At 37.7% G+C, this 14,772-nt stretch carries 11 protein-coding genes; 10 read left to right on the top strand and 1 reads right to left on the bottom strand.

Annotated elements, in window-relative coordinates; genetic code table 11:
• Window positions 1-8: 8 nt before the first annotated feature.
• On the bottom strand, window positions 9-1,229 hold the full coding sequence (locus tag IGL48_RS09555; protein WP_002356813.1) for a GNAT family N-acetyltransferase: 1,221 nt from the start codon (window positions 1,227-1,229) through the stop codon (window positions 9-11).
• A 246-nt stretch (window positions 1,230-1,475) separates the two neighbouring features.
• Here IGL48_RS09555 and lepA point away from each other — a divergent pair, with 246 nt between their 5' ends.
• From lepA to IGL48_RS09505, 10 genes are all read left to right on the top strand, one after another.
• A complete protein-coding gene (gene lepA / locus IGL48_RS09550; RefSeq protein ID WP_002362155.1) occupies window positions 1,476-3,311 on the top strand; it encodes a translation elongation factor 4 in 1,836 nt (611 codons plus the stop codon).
• Window positions 3,312-3,497: 186 nt separating this feature from the next.
• Window positions 3,498-4,514 (top strand): LacI family DNA-binding transcriptional regulator, encoded by a 1,017-nt coding sequence (locus tag IGL48_RS09545; RefSeq protein WP_002384266.1) that lies wholly within the window; start codon window positions 3,498-3,500, stop codon window positions 4,512-4,514.
• Window positions 4,515-4,672: 158 nt separating this feature from the next.
• On the top strand, window positions 4,673-5,707 hold the full coding sequence (gene iolC, locus IGL48_RS09540; protein ID WP_002362153.1) for a 5-dehydro-2-deoxygluconokinase: 1,035 nt from the start codon (window positions 4,673-4,675) through the stop codon (window positions 5,705-5,707).
• A 10-nt stretch (window positions 5,708-5,717) separates the two neighbouring features.
• Window positions 5,718-7,634: a 3D-(3,5/4)-trihydroxycyclohexane-1,2-dione acylhydrolase (decyclizing) gene (gene iolD, locus IGL48_RS09535; RefSeq protein ID WP_002384267.1), complete on the top strand. Its 1,917-nt coding sequence runs from the start codon at window positions 5,718-5,720 to the stop codon at window positions 7,632-7,634.
• A 38-nt stretch (window positions 7,635-7,672) separates the two neighbouring features.
• On the top strand, window positions 7,673-8,512 hold the full coding sequence (iolB, locus tag IGL48_RS09530; RefSeq protein WP_002384268.1) for a 5-deoxy-glucuronate isomerase: 840 nt from the start codon (window positions 7,673-7,675) through the stop codon (window positions 8,510-8,512).
• A gap of 39 nt (window positions 8,513-8,551) precedes the next feature.
• Window positions 8,552-10,009 (top strand): CoA-acylating methylmalonate-semialdehyde dehydrogenase, encoded by a 1,458-nt coding sequence (locus IGL48_RS09525; protein ID WP_002366984.1) that lies wholly within the window; start codon window positions 8,552-8,554, stop codon window positions 10,007-10,009.
• Between the two features lie 173 nt (window positions 10,010-10,182).
• Entirely contained in the window at window positions 10,183-11,190 is a 1,008-nt protein-coding gene (locus IGL48_RS09520) for a Gfo/Idh/MocA family protein (RefSeq protein WP_002364407.1), read from the top strand.
• A gap of 23 nt (window positions 11,191-11,213) precedes the next feature.
• A complete protein-coding gene (gene iolG, locus IGL48_RS09515; RefSeq protein ID WP_002384270.1) occupies window positions 11,214-12,233 on the top strand; it encodes an inositol 2-dehydrogenase in 1,020 nt (339 codons plus the stop codon).
• 21 nt (window positions 12,234-12,254) lie between these two features.
• Entirely contained in the window at window positions 12,255-13,145 is an 891-nt protein-coding gene (gene iolE / locus IGL48_RS09510) for a myo-inosose-2 dehydratase (RefSeq protein WP_002384271.1), read from the top strand.
• Between the two features lie 23 nt (window positions 13,146-13,168).
• Window positions 13,169-14,764: a solute:sodium symporter family transporter gene (locus IGL48_RS09505; RefSeq protein WP_002388280.1), complete on the top strand. Its 1,596-nt coding sequence runs from the start codon at window positions 13,169-13,171 to the stop codon at window positions 14,762-14,764.
• The last annotated feature ends 8 nt before the right edge of the window (window positions 14,765-14,772 follow it).

Below are 14,772 nucleotides of genomic sequence, written 5' to 3'. Positions count from 1 at the left end.
CCAAGGTTTTAGAAATAATCACTGAAATAAGCTTCTTGGTCAGGAAAAATCCGTTCCAAAGAATTTAAAGTTTCTTTATCTGTATCAATGCGCTCAATTCGATGTAAGTACGAAGGGCGTCGGTAATTCATGACTAAACAAGTTAGTGTTTGAATATCTAAGTGAACGGCGGTGCCTAGAGGTTCATCCGTAATGGTCACTTGATCATTTTCATCCCAAATTAAGCCAAAAATACCATTATTCCACTCAGCAACAGGATCTTTAACGACAAAATGGAAGGGCTTAGCTGTACTTTCAAAAGGAAAGTTTTCTAAAAAGGCTTTGACATCAACAATTCGCGCCATATAATAGGGTTCAATGCTTTCTTTAATTTGGCTGTCTTCTAAAAGAAAGGCTAATGGTTCGTTTTTATAGATATCGCCCTTGACCCAATAAACCATCGAAAAATGCGCAGTAATAAAATTCCACAAGCCATTTCGGGCTTCTTGGTTCAAGTAAAACATTTCCTTAATATGAAATACCTCATCGGCCACCCAATAGAAAAGTACTCCTAAAGGTTCTTGATTGGCACCATAATAGACAGCAGCAGTCCGTTCTTCCTCGTTTTCGAAACGCCAATATTCTTCCCAGTTAAAGGCACTACGAATGAGCGCACCGTGATTTTGACGAGCAAATCGCGCATAGACATCAAAGACATCTGGGTGATCGACAGCTAACCGTTCAATCATTCCTGGAACGGGAACGGTTTTTGGTAATTGCGTATCCCGAATTTTAAAAGATAACTTGTCGGACATAATTTCCCAACCTTTACGTCGGTAATAAGGAATGTTGTAAGGGAAAAGATAAGAAATCCACTGTTTATCTTGGCGCATTTCTTCTAATGCCGTTTGAATCAAGTCTTTCATTAAACCGTGGTTGGCATATTCAGGATAGGTACCGACACCAGTAACGCCGCCCATTTTATATAAAGCACCATGGATATTGACTTCGCATGGATAGATAGCAATTTGTGAAATTAATTGATTTTCGTGAAACCAGCCAAATACTTTTGAAAGTTCTAAAATCGGTTGTTTTGATTTGATAAATGCGCGTTTGTTTTCAAAACCACTTTCTTCAATATCTGCTTCAGTCACTTGAAAAACATAGGAAAGAAGTTCATTAAATTGATCAATGTGTTCTTCCTCAACAGGCTTTAAGGTCAGTTGCTTTCGAAATTCTTGTTCATCCATTTTTCCATCTCCAATAAATTTACTGTTTTTAGTATACCAAATTTTTCGAAACTCTGTTAGCCTTTCGAAACCAAAAGAATAAAAGGGAAGTGCTTTAAATCTTCTTCAAAAATTGGTATAATGAAAAGTGCTGATTATCCTAGACCTTTAAACATGATAATTTGATAAAAAAGGCAACTAAAATATAACAATTGATTGATGAAGCTAGCAGGGAGCTAGCTTTTCTTAAAAGAAATGAGGCAAAAAATGAACAATAAAGAAATGAAAGCAAGACAAGAGAAAATTCGTAATTTCTCGATCATTGCCCACATTGACCATGGAAAGTCAACTTTAGCCGACCGGATTTTGGAAAAAACAAATACAGTTAGCAGTCGAGAAATGCAAGATCAATTACTTGATTCAATGGATTTAGAGAGAGAACGCGGCATTACTATCAAATTAAACGCAATTGAATTAAACTATACAGCTAAAGATGGTGAAACCTATACTTTCCATTTGATTGACACACCAGGGCACGTCGATTTCACCTATGAAGTTTCTCGTAGCTTGGCAGCTTGTGAAGGGGCTGTTCTAGTTGTTGATGCGGCGCAAGGAATTGAAGCGCAAACGCTAGCAAATGTCTATTTGGCATTGGATAATGACTTAGAAATTTTACCTGTTATTAATAAAATTGATTTACCCGCCGCTGATCCAGAGCGTGTTCGGACAGAGATTGAAGACGTAATTGGAATTGATGCATCGGAAGCTGTTTTAGCAAGTGCCAAAGCAGGGATTGGGATTGAAGATATTTTAGAACAAGTGGTGGAGTATGTACCAGCTCCATCAGGCGATATTGAGGCTCCTTTAAAGGCTTTGATTTTTGACTCTATTTACGATAGTTATCGGGGGGTCGTTTTAAACATCCGTGTAATTGACGGTGTCGTTCGTCCTGGGGATAAAATCCAAATGATGAGTAACGGCAAAACGTTTGATGTAACAGAAGTCGGCGTTTTTTCACCGAAACCAATTGCTCGTGATTATTTAATGGTTGGTGATGTGGGTTATATCACCGCTAGCATTAAAACGGTTCAAGATACACGGGTCGGGGATACAGTGACTTTGGCCGACAATCCAGCAGCAGAAGCACTACCAGGCTACCGCAAAATGAATCCAATGGTTTATTGTGGCTTATATCCAATTGATACGTCGCGCTACAATGATTTACGGGAAGCATTAGAAAAATTACAATTAAATGATGCGGCGTTACAATTTGAACCGGAAACATCGCAAGCTTTAGGGTTTGGTTTCCGTTGTGGTTTCTTAGGTTTGCTGCACATGGATGTTGTTCAGGAACGTTTGGAACGAGAATTTAATTTAGAGTTAATTACAACAGCACCGTCTGTAATTTATCATGTTAATAAAACAGACGGAACAACCGTTGTTGTTGATAACCCAGCTGAATTTCCAGAACCAGTAACGATTGAATCTGTGGAAGAACCTTATGTTAAAGCGCAAATCATGGTGCCAAACGATTATGTAGGAGCAGTAATGGAATTATCACAACGTAAACGTGGCGAATTCATTACAATGGATTACTTAGACGATTATCGTGTAAACGTAGTTTATGAAATTCCGTTATCTGAAATCGTGTTTGACTTTTTCGATAAATTGAAATCAAGTACAAAAGGCTATGCATCCTTAGATTACGAAATGGCTGGCTATCGTACCAGCCGCCTAGTGAAAATGGATATTCTATTAAATGCTGAAAAAGTGGATGCGTTAAGCTTTATTGTTCACCGAGATTTCGCATTTGAGCGTGGGAAAGCGATTGTTGAGAAACTGAAAAAACTAATTCCACGTCAACAGTTTGAAGTCCCAGTTCAAGCGGCGATTGGTCAAAAAATTGTGGCGCGTTCAGATATTAAAGCCTTACGCAAAAACGTACTGGCTAAATGCTATGGTGGTGATGTTTCTCGTAAACGTAAATTGTTAGAGAAACAAAAAGAAGGGAAGAAACGGATGAAACAAATTGGATCCGTGGAAGTTCCTCAAGAAGCCTTTATGGCGGTTCTGAAAATGGATGAAGATGATCAGAAAAAATAACTTATTAAAAAAGTACCTCAGTCTGAGCTGAGGTGCTTTTTTTTTAAAATATAAATTAAAGTAAACTATATTTTAAAATAAAACACGCAAAATTGCGTGCTTTTTTATATTGTGATAGAATATACATACGAAAGCTTATAAATAATCAAAATAATTTTGCAAATCAAGTAAATAAGGAGAGAACAAATGGCTGGAACAATAAAAGAAATTGCTGAAAAAGCAGGAGTATCTAGGGGAACTGTGGATCGAGCATTGAATAATCGCGGCCGAATCAATCCTGAGGTTGCTGAAAAAATTAAAACAATAGCGAAAGAAATGAACTATGTTCCGAAGAAAAAAAAGATGGCCAAAGAAGAAGCAATCAAATTAGGTGTTGTGACACAATTGGCAAAATCATCTTTTATGATTCCAATTCGATCAGGTTTACAAGCAGTTATAGGTGATCTAAAAAAAAGAAATATCGATTGCTTTTTAGAGGAAATAGACGGGGTCGATGAAGCGGCGCAGTTACAGGCACTTGAACGCTTGTTAGAACTTGGTGTAAAAGGAATTGCCATCATGCCAGTTGATAGTGTGGCGATTAGGGAAAAAATCAATCAGCTTACGGAACAAGGCATTAAGGTCATTACATTCAATTCGGACATTGTTGGTAGTAAACGTCAGTGCTTTGTCGGAATGGATAACTTTAAAAGCGGGAAGACAGCTGCTGGATTATTAGGAATGTTGACAAAAGGAGAGGGAGATGTCCTAGCTATTACTGGATATTTTGGAAATAGTGTGAATAGTTTACGAGTTGCTGGTTTTGTTGAAGAATTGAAACAGTCATTTCCACAATTGAAATTAACAGGTGTTCAAAGCAGTTTTGATTCGAGCGATGAAGTCGAAAAGATTTTAAGTGACACATTAGAGAACTATACTAATTTAAAAGGTGTCGTTGTGTTTTCAGGAGGTCAAGCAGGAATTGCTCGTGTGTTGAAAAAAAGGGCAGGGAAAGACAGACCGTATGTGATTATCTATGATTTAACTGAGAAAAATATCGAGATGCTGAAAAAAAATCAAGTTGATTTTCTAATTGATCAAGATGGTTTTACGCAGGGCTATCGGTCTTTGCTACTATTAGCGAATCAACTACAGAATAATAAATTTATAACAGAAGAGATGTTATTTACAGATATCATTATTAAAACAAAATATAATCTTTAAAAGAAGTGTGAATCTTGCTGTAAAGCAATTCATGCTTCTTTTTTTGCGTTCTTTTAAAATGCACGCAAAAATAATGTGCCAATTTAATGTTGCACGCGTTTTGAAAGCGTGCTATAATTCGTTTGTAAATAATAGAAGAACGAAGAAGAGGTGGATCTATGAGTTATATTAGCTTTGATCAATCAAAAGAATTTGATCTAGTTCTTTTAGGTAGAGTGGCTATCGATTTTAACCCTGCCTATAATGAGCAAGTTAAAGAAGAATTTAAGCCTTTAAAAAATGTTCATATGTTTGAAAAGTTTGTGGGAGGTTCTCCTGCAAATATTTCCGTGGGTATCACCAAACATGGGATGAAAGCTGGCTTCATTGGGAAAGTATCCGATGACCAGTTCGGAGAATATGTTATTGATTACTTTAATGAGCAAGGCATTGATACTTCTCAGATAAGTAAAGCACAGCATGGCGAAAAGTTGGGTCTGACTTTTACAGAAATGCTATCACCTAAAGAAAGTAGCATTTTAATGTATCGGAACCAAGCTGCGGATTTACAACTAAGTGTCGAAGATATCGATGAAGATTATTTGAAACGTTCAAAAGCCTTATTAATTTCAGGAACTGCTTTGGCGGAAAGCCCTTCAAGAGAAGCCGTGTTAAAAGCTGTGATGTTAGCGAAAAAAAACAACGTCAAAATTATTTTTGATATCGACTATCGAGAATACAATTGGAAAAATGTGGATGAAATCGCTATTTATTATTCAATAGTTGCGAAAGAATCAGATATTATTATGGGCTCGAGAGAAGAATTTGATTTAACTGAAAGATTGATTCAACCAAATATGACAGATAATGAAAGCGCTGTTTTTTGGCATAATTGTGGCGCTCAAATAGTCGTTATTAAACACGGGATGAAAGGCTCAACAGCTTATACAGCAGATCAACAACAGTTTTCAATTAAACCATTTCCAGTGGAGGCACGCAAGGGATTTGGTGGCGGTGATGGCTATGCAGCTGGATTTTTATATGGTTTATTTGAAGGTTGGGAAATTATCGATTGCTTGGAGTTTGGCTCAGCGGAAGCTTCGATGATGGTCAAAAGTAACAATTGCTCAGATTCTTTACCAACGACGCAAGAAGTAAAAGAGTTCATTAAACTGGAGAAGGAAATATACGGCGAAATGATCGCTAGGATTTAAGGTGGATAAAATGGAAAAGACGATTCGTTTAACGACAGCACAAGCATTATTAAAATTTTTGAATCAACAATATATCAGCATTGATGGAAAAGAAACACCTTATGTGGAAGGAATCTTTCATGTATATGGTCATGGGAATGTTTTAGGGATTGGTCAAGCGTTGGAACAAGATCCGGGACATTTAAAAAGTTACAGTGGAAAAAACGAACAAGGGATGGCTCATGCTGCTATCGCTTTTGCTAGACAAAGTTTACGTAAGAAAATATTCGCAGTTTCAGCGTCTGCTGGTCCAGGTTCTGCTAATTTATTGACTGCTGCTGGAACGGCTTTCGCTAATAATATACCTGTATTGTTTCTGCCAGCAGATACGTTTGCTACTCGGCAACCAGATCCCGTATTACAGCAGTTGGAACATGAATCAAGTGTAACCTTTTCTACCAACGATGCTTTCCAAGCGGTTTCTCGCTATTGGGATCGTATTAATCGGCCAGAACAGCTGATGTCAGCATTGCTACGGGCATTTGAAGTTATGACCAATCCTGCAACTACAGGACCTGCCACCATTTGTTTGCCACAAGATGTTGAGTCAGAAGCCTATGATTATCCAGTAGAGTTTTTTAGAAAAAGAGTTCATTATATCGATCGACGGATGCCGACAATTCGTGAGCTTGAAACAGCTAGTCACTTGATAAAGGATAGTAAACACCCAGTAATTATTGTGGGGGGCGGCTGCAAGTATTCAGAAGCAGGTGAGAGCCTTCAGAAAATTTCTCAAGTTCATCAGATACCTTTGGTTGAAACACATGCTGGTAAATCAACTGTTTCATGGGAATTTGAAAATAATCTTGGAGGCTTGGGAATTTTAGGTACCTCGGCTGCTAATAAAGCTGTTCAGCAAGCGGATTTGATTATTGGAATTGGCACGCGTTATACGGATTTTACCACTGCATCAAAAAGTATTTTTAATTTTGAACAATCAAAAATGATAAATATTAACGTAAGTCGACCACAGACTTACAAAATGGAAGCGTTTCAAATTGTGGGAGATGCTCGAGCAACCTTAGAAGGAATTCTGCCAATGATAGAAGGATATCGAACGGCTTATGGTGAAAAAATCACTGAACTGAAGAACGAATGGGTGAAAGAGCGGGAACGATTAAAAACAACTCATTTTAAACGGAAAGGTTTTGATCCGGAAATCAAAAACCACTTTACACAGAATATTTTAAATGATTATGCTGATTCTTTGAATACAACTCTGACACAAACAGAGGTTTTCGTTCATCTGAATGATTTTGTCGAAGATGATGCGATTGTGATTGGTTCGGCAGGGTCATTGCCAGGCGATATGCAACGATTGTGGAATCCTGTAAAGGAAAATACTTATCATTTAGAGTATGGCTATTCTTGTATGGGCTATGAAATTGCTGGTGCAATGGGGGTACGGCTTGCTAATCCTAATCAAGAGGTTTACGCATTAGTCGGTGACGGTAGTTTTTTGATGTTGCATAGCGAACTGGTCTCTGCATTACAATATGACAAAAAAATCAATATTGTTCTGTTCAATAATTCTGGGTTCGGATGCATTAATAATCTGCAAATGGAGAATGGCGGCATAAGTCAAGGGACGGAATTTAGAAATACAAAAGGCGAAATTATGAATATCAATTATGCTAAAATCGCTGAAGGATATGGTGCCAAAGCGTATCAAGTCCATTCGATTGAAGAACTAAAACAGGCGATTGTCGACGCGAAAAACCAAATGCAATCGACATTGATTGAAATAAATGTTCTTCCTAAAACAATGACTGCTGGTTACGATGGTAGTTGGTGGAATGTCGGTGTTGCTGAAGTATCAGAAAAACCAGCGATTCAAGAAGCATACCAAGTTAAAAAAGAAAAACTTGCAACTGCTAGAAAATATTAGGTATTCGTTATACAACCAAAAAGTTAGGAGCGAATGAATTGAAAAAAACATTGAAACATCAACCGTTGATAAAAGAACTAGCTCCCGGTGTTCGACAAGTTCAAAATATTCGAAAAAACAACACTGATTTACAGTATATTGAGTTTCAAGTTCTTGAATTAGATAATGGAGCAATGTATCAAGAAGCTGGTAATGAACTGGAAGTTTGTATCGTCGTATTAACTGGCAAAATCAATGTTAAGGTGGGCGATAAATGGTACGAGAATTTAGGTAAACGAACCTCTGTTTTTGAAAAAATTCCGACAGATAGTATCTATATTCCAGCAAAAACGTCGTTTGAACTAATAGCAACTTCTGATACTGTTCGTTTGGCCCTTTGTTATTCGCCAGCTAAAAAAAAGTTGCCAGTGCACGTGATTACCGCTGAGGAAAATACGGTTGAAAAACGAGGGATATATCAGAATAAACGACTAGTGCATAATATTTTACCAGACAATGTCGATACTGCCAGTAGTTTGTTGGTGGTTGAAGTCTACACTGAAGGTGGTAACTTTTCTAGCTATCCACCACACAAACATGACCAAGAAAATTTACCTGACGAATCTTATTTAGAAGAGACGTATTATCATGAGCTGAATCCAGAGCAAGGATTTGTTTTCCAACGAGTATATACAGAGGATGGTTCTATAGATGAAACGATGACTATAGAGCATCAAAATGTTGTGGAGGTACCTAAGGGATATCATCCTGTCGGCGTGCCAGATGGCTACACCTCTTATTATTTAAATGTGATGGCAGGACCTGAACGAATTTGGAAGTTTCATAACGAGAAAAAACACGAGTGGATTTTAAATCGGAACGAATTGACTAACAATTAGAAACAAAAAAATAAGTAGACTTTTTTAGGAGGAAAATAAATGACTCGATTTTTAAAGAATTATATAGGTGGCCGCTGGGTAACAAGTGCAGCCACTGAATTTGAAGAAGTGGTCAATCCGGCAACAGAAGAAGCATTAGTAAATGTTCCATTATCTAGTGAAGCAGAAACTGCAGAAGCAATCAGAGTAGCGGATGAGGCTTTTCAAACATGGAAAAAAGTAAGTGTTCCAGTTCGTGGCCGCTATCTTTTCAAATTGCATCATTTATTGATGACGAATAAAGAAGAGCTAGCACGATTAATTACGCTTGAAAATGGAAAATCTTTGTCAGAATCATTAGGTGAGGTTCAGCGAGGGATTGAAAATGTCGAGCACGCAGCGAGCATTACGAATTTAATAATGGGTGATTCTCTATCCACAGCGGCTACAGATATTGAAATTACCAATTACCGTTATCCCATCGGTGTTGTTGGGGGAATTACTCCTTTCAATTTTCCGATGATGGTACCGTTTTGGATTTTCCCAATGGCGTTAGCAGCAGGGAATACGGTGGTGCTGAAGCCTTCCGAAAAAACGCCATTATTGATGGAAAAAATTGTTGAATTAATAGAAGAAGCAGGATTTCCAAGTGGCGTCTTTAATGTTGTCTATGGGGCACACGATGTTGTTAATACTTTATTGCGTGATCCATTAGTAAAAGGAATTAGCTTTGTGGGCTCAAAAAATGTTGGTGAATATGTCTATAAAGAAGGAACAAAAAATCTGAAACGAGTCCAAGCACTAACTGGCGCAAAAAATCATGTTATCGTTTTAAAAGATGCCAACCTTGATCGTGCAGTAAAAGACATTATCGGTGGCTCTTTTGGATCAGCCGGTGAACGCTGTATGGCTGCTTCGGTGATCGTTGTAGAAGAAACTATTGCAGATCAATTCGTTGAAAAATTTAAGGCTGCAGCACAGACGATAAAAATTGGAAATGGTCTGGAAGAAGGAGTCTTTTTAGGCCCCGTGATTCGAAAAGAGGCGCAGCAACGAACATTTGATTACATTCAAAAAGGTATTGATGAAGGAGCGGACTTATTGTTAGATGGCCGTGAAAATATTCCTGAAAAAGGCTACTTCGTGGGACCTACGATCTTTGATCGTGTCACGATGGACATGAAGATTTGGCAAGATGAAATTTTTGCACCCGTTGCCTCAATTGTTCGAGTGAAAAATCTAGAAGCAGCAGTTACACTGACCAATCAATCAGAATTTGCTAACGGTTCATGCCTCTATACGAGTAATGCTTCAGCTATCCGTTACTTTAGAGAGAATGTTGATGCAGGAATGTTAGGCATCAATTTAGGTGTACCAGCACCAATGGCTTGGTTTGCTTTTTCCGGCTGGAAACACTCTTTCTATGGTGACTTACACGCCAACGGAAAAGACAGTGTAGAATTTTATACACATCGAAAAGTTGTGACCGCTCGATACGCTCCTAGCGAAATAAACTAGTTTTACTTCGAAGCTCTGTCAAAGGAGCTTCGAGGATTCTATGATTAAAGCGGTGAAAGTATCTTTTATTAGTACAAATATAAGACATGACTTTCTGAAAATAATGATTGACTAAATAAAATTGTAAGCGTATACATAATACGCATAAAATAAAGAAATCGGAGGACAAATAATTGAAAGTAAAAGTAGGCGTAATTGGTACAGGGGCGATTGGAATCGAACATATTAACAGAATTAATCACAAGACACAAGGCGCTTTTGTAACAGCAGTATCAGATATTAATGTTGAAGCGGCAAGCAAAATTGCTGAGGAGATTGGGGCTCAATTTTTCAAAACAGGCGAAGAATTAATTGCTTCTGAAGAAGTGGAAGTTGTTGTTGTTACTTCCTGGGACCCAACACACGAAAAATATGTCTTGGAAGCAATCAAGCATGGAAAATACGTATTCTGCGAAAAACCATTAGCAATGGATGCCGCAGGATGTCGCCGAATTGTAGATGCAGAAGTCGCTTATGGTAAAAAATTGGTACAGGTGGGCTTCATGCGTCGATACGATCGTGGCTACATTGAGTTGAAAGAAGCAATTGAATCAAAACAGTATGGTGAAGCTCTGATGCTCCATTGTGCGCATAGAAATCCAAGCGCTGATGAAAATTATAAGACGCCAATGGCAATCAGTAATACTGCAATCCATGAAATTGATGTTCTTCGTTGGCTATTAGCCGAAGATTATGCCTCAGTGCAAATGATTTTACCAAAGAAAACCAGCCATACACATGCAGATTTACATGATCCTCAATTACTGATTTTCCAGACGAAATCAGGTGTAACAATTGATTTAGAAATTTTTGTTAATTGTCGTTTTGGCTACGACATTAAGTGTGACGTAGTTTTTGAAACGGCAGAAGTCGGAATGACGGATCCAGCCTATACCAAAATTAAAGCTGCGGAGAAAAATTACACACCAATTTCGCCCGACTGGCAAACGCGTTTTTTAGATGCGTATGATTACGAATTTAAGTTATGGGTTGATTCAATTAAAAACGATAAACTTGTTGGTCCAACTGCTTGGGATGGCTACGTGGCAGCAATCACAATGATGGCTTGTCATGAGTCTCGTGAGTCAGGGGAAAAAGTAATGATTGAAATAGATGAACAACCAGCGTTATATACCAAATAATTCTTAAAAAAAGGAGGGGTTTTGTGGAAAATATTAGAGTAGGAATCGTAGGATTAGGTAGATTAGGCAAGGTACATGCAAAAAATTTATCTTCTGCTGTTAGTGGCTGTGAGCTTACGGCCGCCTGTAGTTTAGTTGAATCAGAATTAGCATTTGCACAGAAGGAGTTAGGTGTTAAGTATACGTTTTCTAGTTATGAAGAAATGGTTCAAAGCGCTGTAATTGATGCCGTTTTTATTGTTTCACCTTCAGGATTCCACTGTGAACAAGTCCGTTTAGCTATGGAAAATGGGAAACACGTATTTACTGAAAAACCATTGGGAATTGAAATTGAGGACATAAAAAAAACACAAGAGGTTATTGAAAAATATCCCGAGCAAGTATTTATGTTAGGTTTCATGCGCCGTTACGATGAATCTTATCAGTATGCGAAAAAAATGGTAGAAGATGGGGAAATTGGGGAAGTCACGTTAATCCGTTGTTATGGAATTGATCCGAGTGATGGACTGGAAAGCTTCGTTAAGTTTGCAATGAACAATGATAGTGGCGGTTTATTTCTAGATATGGCGATTCACGATATTGATTTGGTTCGTTGGTTTACTGGTCAAGAGGTAGAACAAGTTTGGGCAATTGGTAAAAATGCTGCATATCCAGAATTAGATCAAGTCGGTGAATTGGAAACCGGAGCAGCTATGATGAGTCTTAAAGATAAAACAATGGCTTTACTAGTTGCTGGAAGAAATGCTACACATGGTTACCATGTCGAAACAGAAATCATGGGCACCAAAGGGATATTACGAGTAGCGCAAGTACCTGAAAAAAATTTAGTGACTGTTATGAATAATCAAGGGATTGTGCGACCTTGCTCTCAAAACTTTCCAGAAAGATTTAGAGAAGCGTTCATTCGAGAAGCACAAGAATTTATTTCCTGTATTCAAGAAAAACGTCAACCAGCAGTTAATGCAGAAGATGGTCTACAATCAACAAAAATTGCATTAGCTTGTCAAGAATCATTTGATACGAATCGTTTGGTACAACTATAAATGAAGTAGGAGAGTGACATAATGGCGAAACAAATTCAACTAGCTATTGCGCCGATTGCATGGACAAATGATGATATGCCAGAGCTAGGAAGCGAAAATACGTTTGAACAATGCGTTAGTGAGATGGCGCTAGCTGGATTCAAAGGTACGGAGATTGGCAACAAGTATCCAAAAGATCCACAGGTTTTAAAACAATATTTAGATATTCGTGGACTAAAAGTAGCGAGTGCCTGGTTTAGTACATTTTTAACAACAAAACCTTTCGAAGAAACCGCGGAAGACTTCAAAAAACATCGAGATTTCTTACATGCAATGGATGCTAAGGTTATTGTTGTGGCTGAACAAGGACACAGCATACAAGGAATTATGACGGCTCCTGTTTTTAATGAGAAACCAATTTTTTCTGATGAAGAGTGGCAAAAACTAGCTGAAGGATTAGAAAAACTAGGAGACTTGGCACATGAAAAAGGTATGGAGATTGTTTACCATCACCATATGGGGACAGGAGTCCAAACGACTGAAGAAATCGATCGATTAATGAAAATGACGGATCCGACAAAAGTTAAATTATTGTTTGACACTGGACATCTTGTCTTCTCAGGAGAAGATCCAATCGCAATCTATCAGCGCTATCAAGACCGGATTAAACACATTCACTTCAAAGATATTCGCCAACAAATGGCAGAGGAAGTCAGAACAGAAGAAGATAGCTTCTTAAAGGCCGTGAAAAAAGGCGTCTTTACAGTCCCTGGGGATGGTATGATTGATTTCAAACCAATTTGGTCAGCAATCGAAGAGAGTGGCTATAAAGGTTGGATTGTAGTTGAAGCGGAACAAGATCCTGCCAAAGCCAATCCGTTTGAATATGCCGTCAAAGCGCGAAACTATATCCGAAAGGTCACCGATCTTTAATCTAATCGAGAAGGAGCTAGACAATGAATCTATTTTCAATAATCAGTTTCCTAGTAATTGTCATCTGCGTATGGATTTTTGCCTATTCTCGATCCAGAAGTGTAGATACTTCTGGATCAGAAGGTTTCTTCATGGGTGGCCGAAGCTTAACAGCCTTACCGATTGCTGGGACAATTATTATGACCAACCTATCCACAGAGCAAATTGTTGGACAAAACGGTCAAAGCTATCATGCAGGAATGGAAGTAATGGCTTGGGAAGTAACTGCTGCAATTGCAATTGTCGCATTGGCAGTCATTTTTTTACCAAAATATTTTAAATACGGTATTAATACGGTTTCAGATTTCATTGAAATTCGTTATGATACAGTTACAAAACGAATTATTTCAATCTTGTTTATTGTTACCTATATGATTTCTTTTTTACCAGTAGTTCTTTATTCTGGGTCACTAGTATTCAATAAGATTTTTCATATTGATGAGCTGTTGGGTGTCGAACCTATTGTCGCAATCATTCTTGTGGCGATGGTGATTGGTATTGTTGGGATTCTTTATCTGCTGATTGGCGGCCTATCTTTAAGTGCCAATAGCGATTCGATTTATGGCGTTGGTTTATTGGTTTGTGGTTTGTTGGTTCCAATACTAGGTTTAATGAAACTGGGTGATGGCAGTTTTATTGGTGGGATTGAACAGGTTGTTGAAAACACACCATGGTTACTGAACTCTGTAGGTGCAATTGATTCTGCTGTTGTACCATGGCCAACATTATTTACAGGGATGTTGTTTAATAATTTGTATTTCTGGTGTACCAATCAGATGATTGTTCAAAAAGCACTTTCAGGAAAAAATTTAGCAGAAGCACAAAAAGGGGCTTTTTTAGTGGGGATTTTCAAAGTGTTTGGCGCATTATTCTTAGTATTTCCAGGAATTGTTGCAAGAAATCTTTTTGGGGATGCGTTGATGTCCAATCCTGATAACGCATATCCATATTTAGTAACTGAAGTTTTACCAAAAATGCTTTTCGGCATTTTTGCTGCAGTTATTTTTGGGGCAATTTTATCTTCCTTTGCGGGGGCTTTAAATGCAACCTCTACTCTATTTTCGCTAGATTTTTACAAACCAATTATCAATAAGAAAGCAGATGACAAACAAATTGCTCGTGCGGGAAAAACAGTTACAGTTATTGTAGGGATTATTTCAATTATCGTTGCACCGTTTATTTCTTTTGCACCAGCTGGATTGTATCAATTTGTTCAAGAGTTTAATGGATTATACAATATGCCATTGTTAGTGATTATACTTTTTGCATTTTATTCCAAAAAAGCAACTGCTTTTGGAGCAAAAATGACAATTGCTATCCATATTGTTTTGTATGCGCTATCAAAAGTATTTTTGAAAGATATCCATTTTTTATATGTCTTAAGCCTGCTCTTCTTCTTAGACATTCTTATTTTAATAGTAGTTTCTAAAATAAAACCAGATGGCGAATTTGTTTTAAATTCTTTTGATACGAAAGTAAATATTGAACCTTGGAAACATACAAAACTTGTCGCAAGTATATTAGTTGTCGTGGTTATCCTAACCTATGTAGCATTTTCACCAATCGGATTTGCTAGATAAAAATATTT

This window comes from Enterococcus sp. DIV1090 (assembly GCF_050537975.1).
GTDB lineage: Bacteria > Bacillota > Bacilli > Lactobacillales > Enterococcaceae > Enterococcus > Enterococcus faecalis.
The sequence above is the reverse complement of the archived record's forward strand: the minus strand, read 5'-3'. Positions and strand labels throughout refer to the sequence as shown.

Excerpts from the sequence above, each read along its gene's own strand:
- IGL48_RS09505 (WP_002388280.1), top strand. The coding sequence starts at position 13,169 with ATGAATCTATTTTCAATAATCAGTTTCCTAGTAATTGTCATCTGCGTA.
- IGL48_RS09545 (WP_002384266.1), top strand. The coding sequence starts at position 3,498 with ATGGCTGGAACAATAAAAGAAATTGCTGAAAAAGCAGGAGTATCTAGG.
- iolD (WP_002384267.1), top strand. The coding sequence starts at position 5,718 with ATGGAAAAGACGATTCGTTTAACGACAGCACAAGCATTATTAAAATTT.
- lepA (WP_002362155.1), top strand. The coding sequence starts at position 1,476 with ATGAACAATAAAGAAATGAAAGCAAGACAAGAGAAAATTCGTAATTTC.
- IGL48_RS09555 (WP_002356813.1), bottom strand. The coding sequence starts at position 1,229 with ATGGATGAACAAGAATTTCGAAAGCAACTGACCTTAAAGCCTGTTGAG.
- iolE (WP_002384271.1), top strand. The coding sequence starts at position 12,255 with ATGGCGAAACAAATTCAACTAGCTATTGCGCCGATTGCATGGACAAAT.
- IGL48_RS09525 (WP_002366984.1), top strand. The coding sequence starts at position 8,552 with ATGACTCGATTTTTAAAGAATTATATAGGTGGCCGCTGGGTAACAAGT.
- iolC (WP_002362153.1), top strand. The coding sequence starts at position 4,673 with ATGAGTTATATTAGCTTTGATCAATCAAAAGAATTTGATCTAGTTCTT.